Annotated in this window: 23 protein-coding genes and 1 other annotated feature; of the genes, 12 read left to right on the top strand and 11 right to left on the bottom strand. The window is 43.4% G+C overall.

Annotated elements, in window-relative coordinates:
- Nucleotides 1–151: 151 nt before the first annotated feature.
- Nucleotides 152–754 (bottom strand): precorrin-6Y C5,15-methyltransferase subunit CbiT, encoded by a 603-nt coding sequence (gene cbiT / locus V7K30_RS11390; RefSeq protein WP_334999139.1) that lies wholly within the window; start codon nucleotides 752–754, stop codon nucleotides 152–154.
- Nucleotides 755–848: 94 nt separating this feature from the next.
- On the opposite strand from cbiT, the gene V7K30_RS11385 reads away from it, so the two are divergent.
- From V7K30_RS11385 to V7K30_RS11375, 3 genes are all read left to right on the top strand, one after another.
- Nucleotides 849–2,252, top strand: a complete 1,404-nt coding sequence (locus V7K30_RS11385; RefSeq protein ID WP_334999138.1) for a serine/threonine protein kinase — start codon at nucleotides 849–851, stop codon at nucleotides 2,250–2,252.
- A gap of 303 nt (nucleotides 2,253–2,555) precedes the next feature.
- On the top strand, nucleotides 2,556–2,966 hold the full coding sequence (locus V7K30_RS11380; protein ID WP_334999137.1) for a DNA methyltransferase: 411 nt from the start codon (nucleotides 2,556–2,558) through the stop codon (nucleotides 2,964–2,966).
- A gap of 310 nt (nucleotides 2,967–3,276) precedes the next feature.
- The gene (locus V7K30_RS11375; protein ID WP_334999136.1) at nucleotides 3,277–3,639 is read left to right on the top strand and encodes a site-specific DNA-methyltransferase; all 363 of its coding nucleotides are present in this window, start codon (nucleotides 3,277–3,279) and stop codon (nucleotides 3,637–3,639) included.
- Nucleotides 3,640–3,699: 60 nt separating this feature from the next.
- On the opposite strand, the gene V7K30_RS11370 is transcribed toward V7K30_RS11375, so the two are convergent.
- On the bottom strand, nucleotides 3,700–3,882 hold the full coding sequence (locus V7K30_RS11370) for a hypothetical protein (RefSeq protein ID WP_334999135.1): 183 nt from the start codon (nucleotides 3,880–3,882) through the stop codon (nucleotides 3,700–3,702).
- A 208-nt stretch (nucleotides 3,883–4,090) separates the two neighbouring features.
- Between V7K30_RS11370 and tatA the strand changes: the two genes are divergently transcribed.
- Nucleotides 4,091–4,264, top strand: coding sequence for a twin-arginine translocase TatA/TatE family subunit (gene tatA / locus V7K30_RS11365; protein WP_196527662.1), 174 nt, complete (start codon nucleotides 4,091–4,093; stop codon nucleotides 4,262–4,264).
- Nucleotides 4,265–4,508: 244 nt separating this feature from the next.
- Here tatA and cphA read toward each other — a convergent pair whose 3' ends face one another.
- Complete coding sequence (cphA, locus tag V7K30_RS11360; RefSeq protein ID WP_334999134.1) at nucleotides 4,509–7,214, bottom strand: cyanophycin synthetase; 2,706 nt, start codon at nucleotides 7,212–7,214, stop codon at nucleotides 4,509–4,511.
- A gap of 174 nt (nucleotides 7,215–7,388) precedes the next feature.
- Nucleotides 7,389–8,252, bottom strand: coding sequence for a cyanophycinase (locus V7K30_RS11355; protein WP_334999133.1), 864 nt, complete (start codon nucleotides 8,250–8,252; stop codon nucleotides 7,389–7,391).
- Between the two features lie 549 nt (nucleotides 8,253–8,801).
- Between V7K30_RS11355 and trmD the strand changes: the two genes are divergently transcribed.
- The 6 genes from trmD to argH all read left to right on the top strand — a co-directional run bounded on the left by trmD (nucleotide 8,802) and on the right by argH (nucleotide 15,043).
- A complete protein-coding gene (trmD, locus tag V7K30_RS11350) occupies nucleotides 8,802–9,500 on the top strand; it encodes a tRNA (guanosine(37)-N1)-methyltransferase TrmD (protein ID WP_334999132.1) in 699 nt (232 codons plus the stop codon).
- Nucleotides 9,501–9,575: 75 nt separating this feature from the next.
- On the top strand, nucleotides 9,576–10,061 hold the full coding sequence (ispF, locus tag V7K30_RS11345) for a 2-C-methyl-D-erythritol 2,4-cyclodiphosphate synthase (RefSeq protein ID WP_334999154.1): 486 nt from the start codon (nucleotides 9,576–9,578) through the stop codon (nucleotides 10,059–10,061).
- A gap of 535 nt (nucleotides 10,062–10,596) precedes the next feature.
- Complete coding sequence (locus V7K30_RS11340) at nucleotides 10,597–12,384, top strand: ABC transporter substrate-binding protein (protein WP_334999131.1); 1,788 nt, start codon at nucleotides 10,597–10,599, stop codon at nucleotides 12,382–12,384.
- Nucleotides 12,385–12,454: 70 nt separating this feature from the next.
- Entirely contained in the window at nucleotides 12,455–13,243 is a 789-nt protein-coding gene (larB, locus tag V7K30_RS11335) for a nickel pincer cofactor biosynthesis protein LarB (RefSeq protein ID WP_334999130.1), read from the top strand.
- Between the two features lie 107 nt (nucleotides 13,244–13,350).
- Nucleotides 13,351–13,557 carry a hypothetical protein gene (locus tag V7K30_RS11330; protein WP_334999129.1) on the top strand — a complete coding sequence of 69 codons (207 nt, stop codon included), beginning with the start codon at nucleotides 13,351–13,353 and terminating at the stop codon, nucleotides 13,555–13,557.
- 97 nt (nucleotides 13,558–13,654) lie between these two features.
- Nucleotides 13,655–15,043, top strand: a complete 1,389-nt coding sequence (gene argH / locus V7K30_RS11325) for an argininosuccinate lyase (protein ID WP_334999128.1) — start codon at nucleotides 13,655–13,657, stop codon at nucleotides 15,041–15,043.
- A 125-nt stretch (nucleotides 15,044–15,168) separates the two neighbouring features.
- Here the strand turns inward: argH and V7K30_RS11320 are convergent, their stop codons facing one another.
- The gene (locus tag V7K30_RS11320) at nucleotides 15,169–15,330 is read right to left on the bottom strand and encodes a hypothetical protein (protein WP_334999127.1); all 162 of its coding nucleotides are present in this window, start codon (nucleotides 15,328–15,330) and stop codon (nucleotides 15,169–15,171) included.
- 1,021 nt (nucleotides 15,331–16,351) lie between these two features.
- On the opposite strand from V7K30_RS11320, the gene V7K30_RS11315 reads away from it, so the two are divergent.
- Nucleotides 16,352–16,846 (top strand): NUDIX hydrolase, encoded by a 495-nt coding sequence (locus V7K30_RS11315; protein ID WP_334999126.1) that lies wholly within the window; start codon nucleotides 16,352–16,354, stop codon nucleotides 16,844–16,846.
- Nucleotides 16,847–16,930: 84 nt separating this feature from the next.
- The gene (locus V7K30_RS11310; protein WP_334999125.1) at nucleotides 16,931–17,743 is read left to right on the top strand and encodes an alpha/beta fold hydrolase; all 813 of its coding nucleotides are present in this window, start codon (nucleotides 16,931–16,933) and stop codon (nucleotides 17,741–17,743) included.
- A gap of 233 nt (nucleotides 17,744–17,976) precedes the next feature.
- Here the strand turns inward: V7K30_RS11310 and rplL are convergent, their stop codons facing one another.
- From rplL to secE, 6 genes are all read right to left on the bottom strand, one after another.
- Nucleotides 17,977–18,363 (bottom strand): 50S ribosomal protein L7/L12, encoded by a 387-nt coding sequence (rplL, locus tag V7K30_RS11305; RefSeq protein WP_334999124.1) that lies wholly within the window; start codon nucleotides 18,361–18,363, stop codon nucleotides 17,977–17,979.
- Nucleotides 18,364–18,457: 94 nt separating this feature from the next.
- Nucleotides 18,458–19,072, bottom strand: a complete 615-nt coding sequence (gene rplJ, locus V7K30_RS11300; RefSeq protein WP_334999123.1) for a 50S ribosomal protein L10 — start codon at nucleotides 19,070–19,072, stop codon at nucleotides 18,458–18,460.
- 62 nt (nucleotides 19,073–19,134) lie between these two features.
- Nucleotides 19,135–19,303, bottom strand: a sequence feature (ribosomal protein L10 leader region).
- Between the two features lie 63 nt (nucleotides 19,304–19,366).
- On the bottom strand, nucleotides 19,367–20,080 hold the full coding sequence (rplA, locus tag V7K30_RS11295; RefSeq protein WP_334999122.1) for a 50S ribosomal protein L1: 714 nt from the start codon (nucleotides 20,078–20,080) through the stop codon (nucleotides 19,367–19,369).
- Nucleotides 20,081–20,239: 159 nt separating this feature from the next.
- Nucleotides 20,240–20,665 (bottom strand): 50S ribosomal protein L11, encoded by a 426-nt coding sequence (gene rplK / locus V7K30_RS11290; RefSeq protein WP_094348918.1) that lies wholly within the window; start codon nucleotides 20,663–20,665, stop codon nucleotides 20,240–20,242.
- Between the two features lie 6 nt (nucleotides 20,666–20,671).
- Entirely contained in the window at nucleotides 20,672–21,313 is a 642-nt protein-coding gene (nusG, locus tag V7K30_RS11285) for a transcription termination/antitermination protein NusG (protein WP_229463193.1), read from the bottom strand.
- Nucleotides 21,313–21,534 (bottom strand): preprotein translocase subunit SecE, encoded by a 222-nt coding sequence (gene secE / locus V7K30_RS11280; protein WP_334999121.1) that lies wholly within the window; start codon nucleotides 21,532–21,534, stop codon nucleotides 21,313–21,315. The genes nusG and secE overlap by 1 nt, the downstream gene beginning before the upstream one ends.
- Nucleotides 21,535–21,817: the final 283 nt, after the last annotated feature.

Below are 21,817 nucleotides of genomic sequence, written 5' to 3'. Positions count from 1 at the left end.
TACTGGGTATTGGGTGTTGGGTATTGGGTATTGGGTATTGAGTATTGGGTGTTGGGTATTGGGTATTGAGTATTTGGAAAACTTTTTCCCAGTCCCTAGTCCCTAGTCCCCAGTCCCCATTCCCTAGTCCCCAGTCCCCAGTCCCCATTCCCTAATCCAGTTTCTCACCACTGAGGATAAAAATGGGATCAACGGCGGTAAAGGTTTGAGAAAAGCCGCGCGTCTCTAAGCGGTTAACCGCAGACTGGACGACTTCAATATTTCTTGCCCTTAACAGGGAAAAGCTCTGGGAAATAGCATACAGACTTTCTAGATTACCCGCTGTGGCTACAACCCGACCGGATGGCGGCAAATAATGCCATGCTGCTTGCAGAATTTCCTGAATGGGGCGTCCTCCCTCGATACAAACGCGGTGAGGCGTAAGCTTGAGGTTATGTAAACACTCTGGGGCACTACCTTCAATAACTTCGACATTTTTCACTTCAAAGCGATCGCAGTTACGCTTGATCAGATTAGCTACTTCTTCATCCCTTTCTATAGCGATAATCTGTCCGCTTGGACACAATAGCCCTACCTCTACCGGAATTGTACCTGTCCCTGCACCAATATCCCACAACACAGAATCTGATTTTAGTCGCAGTTGGGCAATTAATAGTAGTCGGACTTCTCGCTGGCTCAGGGGAATTCCTGGCAAATGTTCAAACAATTCATCGGGAATACCAGGGGTAATATAAGGCCAAAGTTGGGAGGGCATAGAACTACACAATTATACTAAAGATATCGGTTTGCCAAATTGAAAAGCCATAAGCTATAAAAACTTTTCAACCGCAGCGTTATCAGAAACCATAATGATTGGCGAAATATTAGGTGAACGCTACGAAGTTCAGCAGCTATTAGGAAAAAAAGCAGGGCGGCGGACGTTGTTAGCTCGTGATTTGCAAACTCAGGAATTAGTCGTCATTAAGTTACTCTCTTTTGGTAGTGACTTTGAATGGGATTCACTCAAGCTGTTTGAGCGGGAAGCTGAAACTTTAAAATCTTTGTCACATCCCTTAATTCCTCACTATTTAAACTATTTTGAGGTAAATTTACCAACCATCAAAGGATTTGCCCTAGTACAAACTTATATCCGCGCCCAAACTTTAGAGCAATATTTACAATCTGGGCGGACTTTTACAGAAGCAGAAGTCAAACAGATAGCCAAGGCAGTTTTAGAGATTCTCATTTATCTACATGGGCTTTATCCGCCTGTGATCCATCGTGATATTAAGCCTAGCAATATTTTATTGGGCGATCGCTCTGGCAATAGTATCGGTCAAATTTACCTAGTAGATTTTGGCTCAGTGCAGACTGTCCTCGCCACAGAAAGCGGGACAAGAACTGTGGTAGGAACCTATGGATATATGCCACAGGAGCAATTTGGCGGACGTACCGTTCCCGCATCTGACCTTTATAGTTTAGGTGCAACCTTAATTTATTTAGTGACGGGTACTTACCCAGCCGATTTACCCCAAAAGGATTTTTGCATTCAGTTTGAACAAGCGGCTAATCTGAGTCCCAGCTTTACCAATTGGCTAAAGTGGATGATTGAACCCAGTTTAGAACGTCGTTTGAGTTCTGCTACCGAAGCGATCGCCGCCTTAGAGAAACCGCAACCGATAAACTTGCCTACTTTGGCTGTTGGCAAACCAGATGGGAGTAAGATTCAACTAACCAAAAATGGAGACTCTCTAGAAATTATCGTTCCACCAGATGGTTTTGATTCATCAATATTATTCACAGGTTTGTTTGCGATCGTCTGGAATTCATTTATCTTATTTTGGACAATTGGCGCACTCTCGGCGCCTTTTCCTGTCAACATCCCCTTTGCCTTGTTTTCACTTCCTTTTTGGGGTGCTGGCTTTTTCATGGTGTATAAAATTCTCTTTCATTTATTTGGACGCATCTGCTTACGCCTGAATCTAGAACAAATTACCCTAACCTGGGAGTTGTTTCCTTGGAAATTTTATCGTCCCCGTGCATCGCCAAGACAAAGTATTACTAAGTTGGTTTACATTCCAAAACATTTTATTAAAGACTCTGAAGGCACTATAACTGCCGTTCCAGCACAATTGGATATTTGGGTAGGAGTAAAAAAATATCAACTTGGTGGTATTAGTGGTGCTATCAAATCTGAAGCGGAACTGGAATGGCTAGCTTATGAATTAAGCGATTGGTTAGGTTTACCAATTACCAATCCAATTAGAAATTAGTTGCGCTGATCATTGCTTTGTTCAAAGTGTCCAGTTCTGTCTCTACCAGACTCAATATAGAACTTATGTACTATTATGAGTGCAGATACTTGGCACATTACCCTATGAGATTTAGGTACATCATAGCCCCCTCCTCGCTTGCGGGGAGGGGGTTGGGGGTGGGGTTCTTGTACCTCACAACGTCCAAGAACCGCTATATTCATCCAGCAAATTGATCAAAAAAATAGCTAACAGTTGGAAAACTTATGCTTTTATGGATAATACTGTCTTCATAGACCGTACAAATATACTAATAAAATTTAGATGAGACTTAATTATAACCCTTACTACGAAACAAAATTTGGTGCTGCTTATTTGGGAAACAGCCTAGAATTAATGGCAGGTATTCTCGACGAAAGTATCGACCTAATTTGTACCTCTCCACCATTTGCACTGGTTCGGAAAAAAGAATACGGAAATGTTGATGCCGATGAATATGTTGAATGGTTTAAAGATTATGCGGCAGAGTTTTACCGTATTCTTAAGCCAACAGGCTCACTGGTTATTGATATAAGTGGCAGTTGGATTAAGGGGATGCCAGTTGTTCTCTTTATCATTTTGAACTGGTTGTTGCTTTGTGCAAAGCAAAAGAAAAAGGTGGACTTGGATTTTATCTGGCACAAGAATTGTATTGGTATAATCCAGCAAAACTACCCACCCCTGCCGAATGGGTAACAGTTCGCAGGGAAAGAGTTAAAGATTCGGTAAATACAATTTGGTGGCTGTCAAAAGAACCGCATCCTAAAGCTAATAATAGAAGGGTTTTAAAGCCTTATAGTGATGCGATGAAAACCTTCTGAAGAATGGCTATAAACCCAAAGTTAGACCATCAGGTTATGATATTTCCGATAAATTTGGGAAGGACAGGGGAGGAGCTATCCCCCCAAATATTATTGATGGACGTTGTAGTACAGACAAACAAGAAATAGGGCAACAGACTCTTATCCAAGAAATTTTATTTGAAGATTTAGTCCAGCCGGTAAATGTGATTTCTGCCTCGAATACTGCTTCTAACGATTATTACCAAAGGCGTTGCAAAGAAGAAGGTTTTAAGCCACACCCGGCAAGATTCCCTCAAGCTTTACCAGAGTTTGTCATCAACCTTTGTACAGAACCAGGCGATATTGTTTTAGAACCTTTTGCTGGTTCTAATATGACAGGTCGAGTTGCAGAAACTTTACAAAGGCGCTGGTTAGCTTTTGAGATTGATGAAGACTACATCATAAGCTCAAAACTGAGATTTGAAGAAAATGCTCCTTTGGTTGTTGAACCCCCAGCAGATTTACCACCAATAGCAACAGAAAATGCTCATAATAAAAACCACGGAATACAGTTAGGACTGTTTTAAAAAAGGCTCTCTCAAATTAATTAGATATTTTCATAAAATTGTCGAATTGAGTCTAAAAAATTAGTTACAAAAAGATGATATTGAAGCAATTAAAATTTTAAAACCTCGTTTCCAGCCTCTGGCTGGAAATGCTGTTCCTGGCGGCTCTGCCGCCAGCAAGGGAGGCGGAGCCTCTAGAACGGCATTCCCAGTCGGAGACTGGGAACGAGGCAATCTAAAAGCTGCTTCTAGAAAGGCTTTCACGTTAAGTTGACACCAATGGGCACTGCCGTGCCCTTACGGGTGTACCTCACTAGGCCGGGAAACGCTATATATGTAAAAATGCGTAATATTATTAATTTTATTTATACCATATTTCTGCAATAAGGTCGAACGCTTATCAGTGGTGAACTCATCAGATTTGAGCCATCAATGTCTATATTTAATTACAGAAGCCTTAGAGGAAATTTATATGTTTGGACTGGGATGGCCAGAAATCGCTGTAATTACCATAGTCGCTGTTCTAATTTTTGGGCCAAAAAAAATTCCCGAACTAGGAACTGCACTGGGCAAAACCCTACGAGGTTTTAAGGAGGAGATGAAAACTCCCAGTGAGGAAACCAATCAGGAAGAAGAAAAACAATGATAAAAGGAGTCAGAATACAGGAGGAGCCAGTGCAGTCTTCTCCCCTTGGGAGACGCCAAGGGCGAACGAGCGTCTGGGGTTTCCCCAAGTGGAGCAACTGGCGTTCAGGAAAAATGCACTCACGAGAAGATGCATTTTAAATATTGAGAAATTTCTGAATATAGTTTTTCCCATAAAGGGAGACGCTTGCAGCAACGAGTTATACGCGCGTTGCACAGAAGTCATTCTGATTCCTGATTCCTGACTACAGCAAGGTATTAACAACAGAAGAAGGTGCGATCCCATTTTGGGAATCGATGACAGTTGTGCCGGGATTTTGTTGGTGTGTCTCTTCCTTCGCTAAACCACGCGCCCTAATTAACTTAATAGCGCGAGTCACGCTTTCTGGCAAAATTACCACCAGACTGTTATCAGGAGCCATGTCTAAGCCTTTATTTATCGCTTGGGTTTCATCCAGAATTGATTCATAGCGGCTATCAGGCTTAACTTGGGTGATGCCTTGAATAATCAACTGGGCGGCTGATCCCCGTAGTCGTCCCCGTGTGTCATCATCTTCTTTGATGATGATGTAATCAAAAATTTGCGCTGCTAATTTACCCAGAGTCACAAAGTCTTCATCGCGGCGATCGCCTGGACCACCAATTACGCCAATCCGTTGTCCTGTAGTCCAGTTCCGCACAAAGGAACCTACAGCTTCGTAACTGGCTGCGTTGTGGGCATAGTCCACTAAAGCGTGGTAATTCCCCAAATTAAACAGATTCATCCGTCCTGGCGTTTGACTAACTGAAGCCCGAAAAGTCCTCAAACCAGACCGAATCTGCTCAATCGTGACGTTTTGCACAAACGCTGCCAAACTTGCAGCTAAAGCGTTGGCAATCATAAACGGCGCACGTCCGCCCATTGTTAAAGGTATATTTTCTGCTCTTTCTATCCGGTGTGTCCAATCACCTTTAACAATTGACAAATAGCCATTTTCATACACTGCCGCTACTCCGCCCTTTTGGATGTGCTTCCGCACTAGTTCCGAGTCGGGGTTCATGGTGAAGTAAGCAATATTAGCCTTAGTTTTTTCTGACATAGCGGCGACGCGGCGATCGTCGGCATTAAGTACCGCGTAGCCATCAGGGAATACAGCTTCCGCTACTACGCTCTTAAGATTAGCTAACTGCTCAATGGTATCTATATCGCCTATTCCTAAGTGGTCAGAGGCTACATTTAGTACCACACCTACATTTGCTGCTTCAAAGCCCAATCCAGAGCGGAGAATGCCACCGCGAGCCGTTTCCAGTACCGCTACTTCCACTGTGGGATCTTGGAGGATCACCTGGGCACTTTGGGGGCCTGTGTTATCGCCAGCTTCTACTAAGTAATCACCGATGTATGTTCCATCGGTAGTCGTATACCCTACTACCTTACCAGTCTGTTTATAAATATGTGCTAGTAGTCGGGTAGTGGTAGTTTTGCCATTAGTGCCCGTGATGCTGAGGATCGGAATTTGGCTAGATTGCTCGTTAGGAAACAGCATATCCATCACTGCACCGGCGACGTTGCGGGGGATGCCCACGCTTGGCGCAACGTGCATTCGGAAGCCGGGAGCGGCATTAACTTCGACAATCACGCCATCCACTTCCCGCAGAGGACGGCTAATATCCGTGGTGACGATATCTAAGCCAGCGATATCCAAACCGATAATTTTGACTACCCGTTGTGCCAACCAAAGATTTTCTGGGTGAATTTCATCGGTACGGTCTACGGCACTACCACCTGTACTCAAGTTTGCTGTTGCCCTGAGATAACAAATAGTGCCCTTGGGTGGCACGCTATTTAGGGTGTAGCCTTGCCTTTCTAGCAACTGGTAGCTGGTGCGGTCTAGTTCAATCTTGGTCAGGACGTTATCATGTCCTTCACCGCGATTTGGGTCAAGGTTTGTTTCTTCAATCAGTTCGGCGATGGTCGATCTGCCGTTGCCAATCACATGAGCCGGAACACGTTCGGCTACTGCTACTACTTTGCCATTGACCACCAGTACCCGGTGGTCGCGCCCAACGTAATATCTTTCGACAATAATTGACCGGGAAACCTGTCTGGCGGCTTCGTATCCGGCTTCAGCTTCTTCCCAAGTTCTGATATCAATGGTGATCCCACGTCCATGATTGCCATCCAGTGGCTTGATAACGATGGGATAGCCGCCAACTAATTCCAGGGCTTGCTCCAAATCGTCTAAGAAGTTGATCACTGTACCTTTGGGGACTGGCGCACCAGCCGCCGCGAGGATGCGTTTCGTGGCTTCTTTGTCGCAAGCTAGCTCTACGCCCAGAATACTGGTGTTGTCGGTCATTGTGGCCTGCATCCGCTTCTGATTCACGCCGTAGCCTAGCTGAATCAAAAAGCGGGCTTCCAGAGACATCCAGGGAATACCTCTTTTTTCTGCTTCTTTAACGATCGCTTCTGTGGAAGGGCCTAAGGAAGCATCACGGGTGAAGTCTTTCAGGTCTTGAATATCTTGCTCTAGTTCTGCCTTGGGATAACGGCCTCGATCAACGATACTCTGGCACAGCCGCACTGCTGCTCGTCCAGCGTAACGTCCCGCTTCCTCATTCAAGTACTCGATCACTACTTGGTAAATTCCGGGTGTGGCAGTTTCGCGGGTGCGACCAAAGCCGACATGCATACCAGCTAATTCTTGGAGTTCTAGGGCTACGTGTTCGACGATATGGCCGATCATAGTGCCTTCTTTGACTCGCATCAGAAAACCACCACGACAGCCAGGCGAACAATAGTGGCCCTCCAGACTCGGCAGCGCCTCAACTAATCCTTCATAAAAGCCAGAGATTTCATTCGAGGGCGTCTCGGCAAGGGTTTCTAAATCGAGGCGCATGACGATCAGCTTGTGGCGTCGAATGCTCCAATAATTTGGGCCGCGTAAGGTCTGGATCTTGAGGATTCTCATGGGAATAGGTAGATGGAGATTCGGAACCAAAATTCTAGTTTCTTACTGGAATTGACCGCTAAACTGTTCATTGCAAACAGTTTTTTCTTTTTACATGGTATTCTTATCATTTTTCTACGGTAAGAAATAATAAATGTGCGGTCAACTCAGTGTAACCTCAGATACTCTATCCCGTCAGCTGGAGATTCGGTGTACAGCAGGCAATACAGTGCGCTGGTACAAGTGAAAGCGATCGCCGTAGCTGAGGATATGGAGACGTAAATTATGCACGGTTAATGGTTCATTAGCACCGACATGGGGTTCGTTGGTGTGGGTGAGTTCTGTGGGATCAACAATAGTGACACTGCCTTTACCCATAACTTGTAGCCAACCATCACGTTCAAACACTGCACAAGTATCTTCGTCAATGCCAATACCTAAGCGATCGGGGTGAGCTGCGATCGCACTAATCAGTCGCCCCATGCGATTCCGGTTATTAAAGTGTTGGTCAACGATTACTTCGGGAATAAATCCCAAACCCGTTGCCATATCGACTAGGGAACGATTTGGCGACTCTCCACTACCGCCGCCAGCAATCATATGATGCCCCATCACTGCCGCTCCTGCACTGGTGCCTGCTAACGTAAGTTGCCCCGCCCTCACCCGCTGCCGAATAATTTCCATTGCTGGCGTATCTGCCAATACGCCACAAAGACGCAGCTGGTCTCCTCCTGTCAAAAATACCCCACTACAGGCTTCTAAGGATGCTTTAATCTGGGAGGTTTCACATTGTTCCCGTTCGCGGATGTCTAAAATCTCTACCTTCTGGGCACCCATTTCTTCAAAAATGCGAATATACCGACCACCGATGATGGCGGGTTCGCGAGAGGCTGATGGAATAATTGTAATATAAGCCTTACTAGCACCAGCACGGCCAAAAAAAGTTCGTAGGATTTCGCGCCCATGAACTTTATCTTCTGCGCCTCCGATAACCAGAACGGCGGTTTTAGTTGCTTGGGGTGTCCTCATTTCTAGCGATTTAGCTTGTAATTGCGGCATTGTGTTTCTCCTGTCAACAACTTCAGGTGAATTTAACAAGGATCAGTTGCAGCCATGATTTTTGCGCTTTGCTTCTTTGAGAGGACACTTTTTTGAAGTTTGGAACTGGGTCAGCCACTCTCCAAATTCTCGCTTAACGCTCACGTTGCCTCAGTCTAAGCGTGTTCGTTCCCATTCCTCAAAGCCAGTGCCTTGTTTTTCACCTGTCCACTTGCAGCAGGGCAAAATAGTCTTTAGGGGGCTAGATTCCACCTTTAGGGTTGGGGACGAGCAGTTAAGACTACGCTTTTTTCTGAGGCTGGCTCGATGCATCCTGGAAGTTGTTAACTTGATATGATTATTAATTTAAATGTAGTTGTGACAACATTTAAACATAAATTAAGTAATTAGAAAAACTTTTGATCCCATCTAAAATCCAAGAGGTCTGGTAGTTTTAGATACTATTGATAAAGTTTAACTGGAGTTTGACTCGACCTTGACCCGATCAAGGCTTGTTGGTGTTTGCTAGACATTCAAATTTAAGATTAGTGTCCTCGAATACGAATAACTGTGCGCTTTGATATAGTTACGCTTTTTCCTGACTGTTTTAACTCTGTTCTCAATTCTGGGCTGCTGGGTAAAGCTTTAGCCAAACAAATTGCCGAAGTGCATCTAGTTAACCCACGGGACTTTACCACTGATAAGCACCGAAAGGTAGATGATGAACCCTATGGCGGCGGCGTTGGGATGCTAATGAAGCCAGAACCTATTTTTACCGCTGTGGAGTCGCTGCCGATTCTACCCCGAAGAGAAGTAATTTTGATGAGTCCACAGGGTCAAACAATCAATCAACCTCTTTTGAAAGAATTGGCGACAAATTATGACCAGTTAGTAGTTATTTGCGGGCATTACGAAGGGGTGGATGAGAGAGTGCTGCATTTGGTAACTCGTGAAGTCTCTTTAGGCGATTTTATTCTGACTGGCGGGGAAATTCCAGCAATGGCTTTGATTAATGGCGTAGTGCGACTAATACCAGGAACTGTGGCCAAAACGGAGTCCCTGACAGCAGAAAGTTTTGAGCAGGGGTTGTTGGACTATCCCCAATATACTCGTCCTGCCAATTTTCGCGGCTTGAAAGTGCCTGAAGTATTGCTCAGTGGGAATCACGCAGCGATCGCACGGTGGCGTTACGAACAACAAATTCAAAGAACCCGCGATCGCCGCCCTGATCTCCTGGAAAAATGGGAGCAGGGGGAGCAAGGGAAGTAGGGGGGCAGGGAGAGAATAATAATTCCTAATTCCTGACTAATGACAAATTACCAATGACCAATGACAAATGCACAAATGACAAAAATTCGTATTGGTAACGGCTACGATATTCACCAACTCGTGAGCGATCGCGCTTTGATTTTAGGTGGAATTCAAATTCCCCATGAACTGGGTTTATTAGGACACAGTGACGCTGATGTGCTTACCCACGCAATTATGGATGCCATGCTTGGGGCATTATCTTTGGGGGATATTGGTCATTATTTTCCGCCTAGCGATCCCCAATGGGCGGGAGCAGATAGTTTAGTACTATTAACTCAAGTACATCAACTGATTCGGGATCAAGGCTGGCAGGTAGGAAATATTGACTCGGTGGTAGTAGCAGAACGTCCAAAATTAAAACCGCATATTAACAACATGCGTGACAAACTAGCGGCAGTTTTAGAATTACAACCAAATCAAATTGGTATCAAAGCTACCACCAATGAGAAATTAGGGCCCGTTGGACGTGAAGAAGGTATATGTGCTTATGCTGTTGTCTTGCTAGTTGCTTCAGAGTAACTTTTCTGGTTCTACCGCTTCTTTTATGGTAGATAGGACTTACGCACTGTACAAATTTATTATCTTGTGGATTAACGAAAATGCGTCATTTCAGGCTTTTATCAATCATCTTTTGATAAATAGCGATCGCAAAAAAGTGTCAAAAAATCAAGGTCTAATGCCTGAAATCCATACCCCATATTTGGTTCTTCCTGTCAATGCGTAAGTCCTAGTAGAGCCACTAAGCTTATGATCAAATAATGCCCGTGAAAATTATGAAAGGCTTTTCCTGTAAGCTTTTAAAGCTGTCAAGCAGTATTAGGTTCCATAAAAGAGCCGATAGAGCCGAATAATCTTGGAGTGGATAATTTTTCATGCAGGCTTACATCCTAATCAAAATAAATTATTTTTAAGTAGCAATTCTAAAGAATTTGGCAGACGTAAAGTTATAGAGGTTTGACGAGATAGTGACATTCAGTATTTCAATAAAACCTAATACTTCCTTGATTGGCTACAATCTCAATCAAATTAATTACACTATTCGCGTATTGAAAGTATGAAATTCCTTAGGAAAATATTTCTGGCAATTAAACATTTTTGGTTGCCAATAATTCTGACTTCAGCAACAGCACTTACACTTACCGCCTGCAACCCAGCTAACTTTCAAAGCGCATCTGCTCAAGTACCGCAATTGGTAGAAAGCATTCTTAGCGACCCTAAAACTTTTAACTACCCTCTTAGCCAAGAGTCACCAAATATTTTTGGTTTGACTTATGAAGGGTTAACAACTCAAAACCCCATAACTGGCAAAATAGAGCCAAGTTTAGCAGAATCATGGGAAATTTCCGATGATAAATTAAAAATTGTGTTTACTCTACGTGACAATTTGAAATGGTCTGATGGGCAACCATTGACAGTAGATGATGTGCTATTTAGTTACAACGATATTTATCTCAACAAAGCGATTCCTACCGACGTGAGAGACACGCTAAAGATTGGGGAAAAAGGTAAGTTTCCCACTGTGAGAAAAGTCGATAATCGGCGAGTTGAGTTTATTGTTCCAGAACCCTTTGCCCCTTTTCTTAGTAGTGCTACAGCAAATGCAATTTTACCTGCTCATGCCCTCCAAAAATCGGTAAAAACAAAAGATAACGAGGGGAAACCACAGTTTTTAACAAAGTGGGGTGTGGATACTCCACCAGATGAATTGATCGTTAATGGACCTTATAAACTAGAGCGTTACGACACCAGCCAACGGATAATTTTTCGCCGTAACCCTTACTACTGGCGCAAGGATGCTCAAGGAAATGCCCAGCCTTATATTGAACGGATCGTTTGGCAAATTGTGGAATCAACAGATACCTCATTATTGCAATTTCGTTCTGGTGGGTTAGATAATGTGGGAGTTTCGCCAGAATATTTTTCTTTGCTAAAGGTGCAAGAAAAACAAGGTAACTTCAAAATCTACAATGGTGGTCCAAATTCTAGTGTAACTTTTCTATTCTTCAATTTAAATAAAGGAAAAAGAGAAGGCAAGCCACTAGTCGAACCAGTCAAATCACGTTGGTTTAATACTCTGGAATTTCGGCAAGCAGTAGCCTATGCAATTGATCGTCAAACGATGATTAACAACACTTTTCGCGGCTTAGGTATACTACAAAATTCACCACTTGCTGTGCAAAGTCCCTATTATATTTCGCCTAAAGAAGGACTAAAAGTCTACGATTATAATCTCGAAAAAGCGAAGCAACTCTTAAGCAAAGCCGGATTTAAATATAATGAACAAGGTCAGCTAATAGATGCTCAGGGCAACCGCGTTCGCTTCACCTTGCTTACAAATGCTGGTAATAAGATCCGGGAAGCAATGGGTTCGCAAATAAAACAAGACTTGAGCAAAATTGGTATGCAAGTAGATTTCACACCCCTGGCATGGAATACTTACACAGACAAGATTTCTAACACCCTAGAGTTTGATGCTGGATTGATTGGATTTGGTGCTGGATTAGAACCAAATGATAGTGCTAATCTTTGGTCTCCTCAAGGTGGATCTCACCTATTTAATCAGAAACCCCAAGCAGGGCAAAAGCCAATTCAAGGTTGGGAAGTGGCTCCTTGGGAAGCACAAATTGGTGGACTTTATATTAAAGGAGCAAGGGAGTTAGACGACGCTAAACGTAAAGAAATTTATGCCCAAACGCAGCAGCTATGTCAGGAATATTTACCGTTTGTTCACTTAGTTAATGTTTATTCTCTGTCAGCTGTACGTAATCGTTTTGAAGGTATCAGATTCTCCGCCCTTGGTGGTGCATTCTGGAACATTTATGAAATTAAAGTAATTGATTAGTCATTAATGATTATTTGTTCACTAACTAATGGCTAATTATAAACAACGAAGGAGAAAAGACAAAAGACTAATGACAGATGAAAAAACTTTGCGATCGCTCTTAGAAGCGCTTGCCAATGGTAAAATTACGCCAGATACGGCATTAGATTCACTCAAAGATTTAACTTATGAATCTGTGGGTGAGTTTGCCAAAATTGACCATCATCGCGCCCTTAGAACTGGTTTTCCAGAGGTGATTTGGGGCCCTGGAAAAACTCCCGATCAAATTGCTCAAATTATGGAAGTGATGCGCCTCCGCAACCCGGTGGTGATGGCAACCCGCATTGAACCAGCAGTTTATGCCGCACTGAAATCTAAAGTTAGTGGTTTGCGATATTACGAATCGGCGCGAATTTGTGCGATCGCTCCCCCTACTATCGAACCACAATTCCAGGGTGAAATTGGCATTCTTTCTGCTGGTACTGCTGATTTACCCGTTGCTGAAGAAGCTGCTGTAACTGCTGAACTATCTGGTTTTTGCGTCCAGCGCCTCTGGGATGTTGGCGTTGCTGGGATTCACCGTTTGCTGAGTAACCGCCACCTGATTGAGTCAGCATCGGTGTTGATTGTGGTGGCGGGGATGGAAGGCGCTTTACCTAGCGTTGTTGCGGGTTTAGCCAGTTGTCCTGTGATTGCCGTACCCACCAGCATCGGTTATGGCGCAAGTTTTGGCGGTTTAGCACCTTTATTGACAATGCTTAACTCTTGTGCTGCGGGAGTAGGTGTAGTAAATATCGATAATGGTTTTGGCGCAGCAGTTTTGGCGGGGCAAATTTTGCGAACTGCCGAGAAATTGCGGTTGGCATCGGCTGGATCTTGAGTTAAGACATTAAAGTCATACCCAAAATTTCAGTATATTATCAGTAATTTATGTAAAAAATAAACTGATACTGAAATTTGCCACCCCCAACCTCTGAATCAACAAATATGAGCCACTACAACGATTTGATATCTCAGTTATTTTGGCATTTGCCTGTAAATTTGATGGTGTTAGCGCAAACAATTACTGATCCAGACCTTATGGGTCAGATGCAAAAAGCTTGGAGCCACTTTATACAGACAGGTCAAGTGTGGGCATTGTTGATTGGTTTAGTTATTGGCTATGTCATTCGGAATTTAACTAGCTACGGTTAAATTTAAAAGTTAGGAGTTGAAAGTGAGAAGTGAGGAGTCAAAAACTCATAACTCCTCACTCTCAACTCCTAACTTTTCTCTACTTCCCTCATAATTTATGACCGAAAAACAAACTTGGAGCCAGCGGTTTGAATCAGCGTTGCATCCGGCGATCGCTCGTTTTAATGCCAGTATAGGTTTTGATATTGAATTAATAGAATATGATCTGACTGGTTCTCAAGCTCATGCCAAAATGCTAGCTCACACGGGCATTATCTCCCAACAAGAAGGAGAGCAACTGGTTGCTGGTTTAGAACAAATTCGCCAAGAGTACCGTCAGGGGAAATTTCAGCCCGGTGTCGATGCTGAAGATGTACATTTTGCAGTTGAAGGACGACTGACAGAAATTGTCGGCGATGTGGGTAAAAAGCTGCATACAGCGCGATCGCGTAATGACCAAGTTGGTACTGACACCAGACTCTACCTGCGCGACCAAATCCAACAAATCAAAAGCGAATTGCGAGAATTTCAAGGTGTTTTACTGGATATAGCCGAAAAGCACGTTGAAACCCTGATCCCAGGCTATACTCACCTACAACGCGCCCAACCTCTGAGTTTAGCTCACCACCTCTTGGCATACTTTCAAATGGCACAACGCGACTGGGAACGCTTAGGAGATGTTTCTCGCCGTGTGAATATCTCACCTTTGGGGTGCGGTGCTTTAGCGGGAACTACTTTCCCTATCGATCGCCACTACACAGCCAAACTCTTGAATTTTGACGATATTTATGCTAATAGCCTCGATGGAGTGAGCGATCGCGATTTTGCGATCGAATTCTTGTGTGCTGCTAGCTTGATCATGGTTCACCTCAGCCGCCTTGCAGAAGAAGTCATTCTTTGGTCATCTGAAGAATTCCGCTTTGTCACTCTCAAAGATAGCTGTGCCACAGGTTCTAGTATCATGCCCCAAAAGAAAAACCCCGATGTCCCAGAATTGGTGCGGGGGAAAACAGGGCGTGTATTCGGTCATCTCCAGGCGATGTTAGTGATTATGAAGGGGCTACCCTTGGCATATAACAAAGACCTGCAAGAAGATAAAGAAGGTCTATTTGATAGCGTTAACACAGTCAAAGCTTCTCTAGAAGCGATGACAATTTTGCTCAGGGAAGGCTTAGAATTTCGTACCCAGCGCTTGGCCCAAGCCGTGACGGAAGATTTTTCCAATGCTACCGATGTAGCAGATTATCTGGCAGCACGGGGCGTCCCTTTCCGAGAAGCTTACAACCTTGTAGGTAAAGTGGTAAAAACTAGTATTGCCGCAGGTAAACTCCTGAAAGATTTGAAATTGTCAGAGTGGCAACAACTGCATCCGGCATTTGCAGCAGATATTTATGAGGCGATATCCCCCCGTCAAGTTGTGGCAGCCCGCAACAGTTACGGTGGTACTGGCTTTGTACAGGTAAGCAAAGCACTCATAGCCGCCCGCGCTCAAATCGCTGTCGAATAATAAATAAGGGCGTACAAATAAATGTGCGCCCTAAAGGGATTTCCAAGAAATAAATTATCCATCTTGTGGGGTGGGCATCCCGCCCGCCTTTGGCTACGGGCGGGTGAGAAGTTATTGGTGTCAACTTAAGCTAAAAGCCTTTTCAAATCTCGTTTCCAGCCTCTGGCTGGAAATGCTGCTCTTGGCGGCTCTGCCGCCAGGAAGGGAGGCGGAGCCTCTAGAACGGCTTTCCCAGTCTCAGACTGGGAACGAGACAATCTAAAAGCTGGTTCTAGGCAGGTTTTCACGCTAAGTTGACACTAATGGTGAGACGCCCATCCCACAAGAAGTACTTGAGTATTTTTTTATTTGGAAGTCCCAAAAAATAAATAATCTAAATTAAAAAGGATTTAAGCAGACAGCTTAGTCAGTGTCAGCTGCTGTTGCTGCGCCTTCTTCTTCTTCACTCTTCGGTGGCCTTTGTTGGAACCTTCTCTGCATTCTTCCTGTCGTAGTCCGTTTACGAAACTTTCTGGCATACGCCTGGTTCCGTAGCGCCTTTTCTTTTTTCGGGTTACGGCGCTTGGCCATGTTCACCTCATTAAATAAACAACAAAAAAGTAGCAACTACGCATCACGTAGGCAATATCAGCTACCAATGTTATTGATATACTTGTAGCCTAGTGCAGCAATTAATACGCTTTAAACAATGTACTAGTCTACCGCATTAAATCTTGTTATGTCAATAAAAATTTTGAATTATCCCCACCAGCTAGACGAAAAATACTTTTTCTTAAATTTGAATACGTTAAACAGATGTAAATTAGCTAACTAGTTGTTGTTCTTGGAATAAACCAATCAATATTATCAATAATTAGGTGGCAGTCTCAAACCCCGCTTAATTTTCTCTTGTGAATTCTGGATTCTAACTTATTATAGGGCTTACGCAAAACTACACGCGCTCAGAGGCAATTCATGAATTGCCCCTACGGGAAATCAGGGCTTTCACTGCCTTTTTGCGTAAGTCCTGTTATTATTCAGATTAGTTTTTCTAATGTGTCTGAAAAACTATTAGTGATACTGATTTGGGCAAGGCTAATGTTAGTTATAAGCTGAAAATTTTTCTTATTTAAAAAATATTATGTATAGATGAATACAGTGCTTCTATTGAAACTTGATGTTAGAATTAATAATATTCTACGTAAATCGTGAGAATAGAATCTCAAACCACAAACATCTTTGTATAAAACAAAACTCAATAAAATTTTTATTAGTTGAGTCTACGTAAGTGGTAGAGAAGCATAGAATACAATACATAAATTTTGAAGATTGAACGTTATTGCTTTTTTTCCGGCAGCTGTCCAGTCCACACGTAGCTTATGGCGTATTGGACAAACAGTATTAGGTATGATATTTCGTCATCCCATTACTGGCACTAGTATCATCCCAATTTTACCCGATGGTCGGATAGTACTGATCCGGCGACGTGATGATGGTCTTTGGGCATTGCCTGGAGGTATGGTGGATTGGGGAGAAGATATTCCCAATACAGTCCGCCGGGAATTGATGGAGGAAACCGGGCTAGAATTGGTTAAAATTAATCGTTTGGTAGGAGTTTACTCCGCACCAGACCGCGATCCCAGAATCCATTCAATTTGTATTGTGGTTGAAGCCGAGGTACATGGGACAATGGAGATTCAAGATACTTTGGAAGTCATGGAAATCCAAGCTTTCTGTCCCAATTTCCTACCTTCAGGAAAGATGTCTCACGACCATACTCGGCAGTTGCAAGACTACTTGAAGGGCTTGACAACATTGGCATAATAATATTTTGTCATGAGTCATTTGTTTTTTGTCAGATGCTAATGACTATTTATTATGGTGCTAAAAGTTAACTACTAAATTAAAATGGATACACTATTCCGTAACTCCCGGAGAAAGCTCTCTCAAGGGCTGATATTCTGGCGTGAAGTCGGTGAAAAAACTCCTATAATTTTTTTACATGGTGCTTGGAATGAGAGCAGTCAATGGTTATCTGTGATGGAGTCCCTTGCACAAGATTTTCATTGCTTTGCACCTGATTTGTTAGGGTTTGGTGAATCAGAGAATCCGAATATCCACCATTCGATAGATTTACAAGTAGAGTGTTTAGCTGAGTTTTTGCAAGCTGTCAAGCTAGAAAAAGTATATTTAGTAGGGCATTCTCTTGGGGGTTGGATTGCTGCTAGCTATGCTTTAAAGTATCCAGATAAAGTTGCTGGTTTGGTACTGCTTGCACCAGAGGGCGTAGAGATAGCAGGACAAGAAGAGTATTGCCGGAAGATGCGGCGATTATTGAATTATCCACCACTAATAGTTAAATTGTTGCGATCGCTAACTCCCTTCACTAAAATTCTGGGTTGGCATGAAAAAATTGCCCAGGACTTGCAACTGCGTCAGGCGCTATTGCCGTATCCCATAGGTTGCCAGTTACTTTTCAAACGGCGACAAATAGAAATTGAGGCGGAATTAGTGCAAAAGCGGCTTTACATGATAGATATCCCAGTTTTGATTTTACAAGGTGGCCAAGATACACCAGATGCTTTAGCTAAAAGTCGAGTTTATACTCAACTGATGCCGAAAGTTGAGTTGAAAATGATTTCTCATGCCGGAAATGACTTACCAGAATCTTGTGCTGGGGTTGTGGTGAGCGAGATTCGGGAGTTTATTAAAGGAAATTAGTAATTAATAGGAAACTCCAAATCCTTTTACATTGCCTGTTCAATCAAACAATTTCTACAACTTCATGTTATGAACTCTAAAAATTAGATGCCCTTTCGGTCAAGCTTGCAGGGATGAAAAATTTAACTTCTAATTTGTCGTTGCGGCCAAATAATTCGTCGCTCTACAAAACCTTAATAAAAAAAGGAGCCTGACTCAGACTCCTTAATAAAAAACTAGTAATAGAATTGTGACTACTTAACAGTCACCTTACCGCCAGCTTCTTCGATGCGCTTCTTAGCATCTTCAGCAGCATCCTTAGTAATACCTTCTTTAACTGCCTTGGGCGCAGCTTCTACCAAGTCTTTCGCTTCTTTCAGACCCAAACCAGTCAATTCCCGGACAATCTTCAGCACGGCAATCTTCTTATCAGCTGGGACTGATTCGAGAACCACTTCAAACTCGGTTTGCTCAACAACTTCCTCAGCCGGAGCAGCAACGCCAGGGCCTGCGAACGCTACGCCAACAGGTGCAGCAGCACTCACGCCAAAAGCTTCTTCAATTTGCTTGACTAACTCAGAAGCTTCCAGCAAAGAAAGGGTTTTTAGTTGTTCTAAAATTTGATCGGTTGTAGCAGACATTGATATAACTCCTGTAATTTTGATTATTTATTTAGCCATTAGTCATTGGTCTTTAACTATAGACTTTTGACTCTTGACTGATGAACCACGAAGTCTATTCAGCAGCAGTTTCGGTGCTGCTATCAGCTTCAGTCGTGGTTTCGGTACTGCTATCTTGTACAGCAGCAGTTTCGGTGCTACCACCACTTTGCTCTTGGTCGGCCACAGCCTGCAAAGCACGAGCCAGTGAACCAGGAACTTCGTTGATACCCACAGCAATCTTGGTAGCCAAGGCGTTGATAGCCCCCGCAATTTGGGCGATGAGTTGTTCCTTAGATGGTAAATCTCCCAGTACCTTGACATCAGGTTCTTTGAGTAGGCGACCTTCCAGGACACCACCGCGAAGTTCTGTCTTCTTGGTGACTTTTTGGAATTCTTGGTATGCCTTAATTGCCGATGAAAAATCTTCTTTTACCAGCAAAAAAGCGGAAGCACCATTAAGCAATTCCGACAGAGGTTGCCATTTTTCATCATCTTTAATGGCAATGCCCATTAGGGTGTTCTTCGTCACCTTACAAACGGTGCCACTGGGACGCAGCCGCCGCCTTAAGTCTGTGATTTCAGAAACTGTTAGCCCCTGATAGTCAATTACCAGTGCCAGAGTTGACTCACTCAAAGTTTCTTTGAGGTCAGCTACTATCTCTTTTTTATTTTCTAGTGTTCTACCCATTCCAATCTCACCTCCTTAAAATAATCGGTGATTGCCCTACTTGTACGTTTTTTCTAAACCTGAACCCAAACAACAAACCCCAGCTAATATAGCCGGGGTTGAGTAGTAAGACTTCTAATGCCATAGTTATCACACCTTTATGAGTGGTAATTCTGACTATTAGAGTTTTAACCTCGGCAGGATATTTAAGCTATTAGCACCTGCTGTCTCCGGCTTTGCCTATTTAATTTAAGGTTAGTAGTGAGTAGTTAGGAGTTAGGAGTTTTATTCCTAACTTATAACTCATAACTTTTATTAACCTGCTTCGCTCAGTTTCAAATCTCGTAAGGCGCTGATATTAACTTTAATCGATGGCCCCATAGTGGCTGCAATATAAAATGTGCGCCAATAACGACCTTTAGCTCCTGAAGGACGGTTACGGTCAATCGTCTCCTGCAATGCCTTCAGGTTGACTAACAAATCTTCAGGCGAGAAGGTTGACTTACCAAACATAACATGGACAATACCAGTTCGATCAGCTCGGAATTCTAATTTACCAGCTTTGAATTCTGCGATCGCACCTGCTAAATCAAATGTCACGGTTCCACCCTTGGGCGATGGCATCAAACCACGCGGCCCAAGCAATTTACCCAGCTTTGCCACCTGTGGCATCACATCGGGTGTGGCAATCAGCTTGTCAAAATCCATTCTACCTTTCTGGATTTCGTCAATCAGTTCTTCTGATCCGACTATATCAGCACCAGCGTTGCTTGCTTCGTTGACCTTTTCGCCTCTGGCTATCACCGCCACCCGGACGATTTGTCCTGTACCTTTGGGCAGTGCTACCGTTGTCCGCAACTGCTGGTCTGTATACTTGGGGTCAATTCCCAGCCGGATATGCGCTTCAGCAGCTTCGGTAAATTTAGCTGTTGCTGTATCTTTCAGAAGTGCTAGAGCCTCTAGGGGTTCATAGTCCTTATCTTCTACTTTTGCTTGCAGCCCCTGCAAACGACGCGATATTTTTGGCATTTTTTTCTCCTGGGGTAATTCCGAAGCTTCGCTTCTCCCCCAATAATTTTTAGTTATGAGTCCTGATTTTTTAGTACTGAGTGCTAAGTTTTTAGCTAACAACCATTTACTCTTGACTAAATGAGTTATGAGTGATAACTAATTATCCTTGACTCTTGACTAATCTGTGACTGTTACGCCCATATTCTTAGCTGTCCCTGCCACAATCTTCATTGCCGCGTCGATGTCGTTGGCATTGAGGTCGGGGAGTTTGGTTTGGGCTATTTCTTGCAATTGTGCTTTTGTAATTGACCCAACCTTCTTTTTGTTGGGTTCATTCGAGCCTTTTTCAACTTTCGCCGCCTTCCGAATCAGCACTGATGCTGGTGGCGTTTTGAGTACAAATGTAAAACTCCGGTCTTCAAAAACCGAAATTTCTACAGGGATAACCATTCCAGCTTGGTCTGCTGTTTTGGCGTTGTACTCTTTGCAGAACATCATGATGTTAACGCCATGTTGACCCAAGGCGGGCCCCACTGGCGGTGCTGGGTTGGCTTTTCCAGCATTCAGGGCCAGTTTAATGACCGCCACTACTTTCTTCGCCATTTGTATTTAACTCTGTTTCTCTACCTGATTAAATTCCAATTCTACTGGTGTATCCCTGCCGAAAATTGAGAGCAAGGCTTTAAGTTTACTCCGCTCTGGAGATACTTCAATCACCTCGCCTTCAAAGTCTTTAAATGGACCAGAAAGCACCATTATCTTATCACCAGTAGCCATGTCAATTTTGACAACAGCTTCCTGTTCGCTGGTTTGTTTGAATATGCGTTCGACTTCTGAAGAACTCAGTGGTATAGGGTTGACATGACCGCGACCCTTGCTGCTACCACGTTTTTGTTCTGAACCGACAAAGTTAATTACATGGGAGGTGTTTCGTACCACCTGCCAGGTATCATCATCCATCATCATCCGCACCAGCACATAGCCAGGGAAAACTTTTTCTTCTGTATGCTGCCGACTGCCATCTTTGCGGATTTTCACCGCTGGCGTTTGCGGAATTTCTACCTGGACAATTTTGTCAGCAACATCAAAAGTTTGAATGCGTTGCTCTAAGTTAGTCTTTACACGCTTTTCACAGCCTGAGGCTACTTGTACTGCATACCAGCGTGCTTCTTTTGACGCTGCTTCTGCTGTTTCTGCTGTTTCCTCTGACTGCAACGTGGAGTTGCGGGGTTCGTCTGTTGCAAAAGTCATCAGAACACCTGTTTTGCTGCCCAACCAAACAATCCATCGACCAAGTATATCAAAGATGCGGAGAGTGCCACCATTAACAACACAGCGGCGGATTCGCTCACTATCTGCTTCCGACTCGGCCAGACTACTTTCTCAAGTTCTTCTTTGATTCCCTGTATGAAGTTGCCAAGGCTAAACCCATTTGTGGTTTCTGGCAATTCTGCTTCACTTTTTTTAGCCACGACCGTTTATTCTCCCGTTTGTCACTCAATTTTGGATTTTGGATTTTAGATTTACCCCATGCCTTAAGGCAAAGGCGCTTAATTTTAGATTTTGGGTTGTCGATTTTAGATTTCTTCTCAATCTAAAATATAAAATCGGCAGATTTGGTCTTTTTAATCCAAAATCTAAAATATAAAATCTAAAATTCGATCATCCCGGTTTGCAGCTTCGACTCTATTTCACTTACTGAAAGCAAAACAACTGCAAATACAATAAGTTTACCCGAAATTATTAGCGCTAACT

This window comes from Nostoc sp. (assembly GCF_036917655.1).
GTDB lineage: Bacteria > Cyanobacteriota > Cyanobacteriia > Cyanobacteriales > Nostocaceae > Nostoc.
Note: the sequence above shows the minus strand (reverse complement) of the source record. Positions and strands in the feature narration are given on the sequence as shown.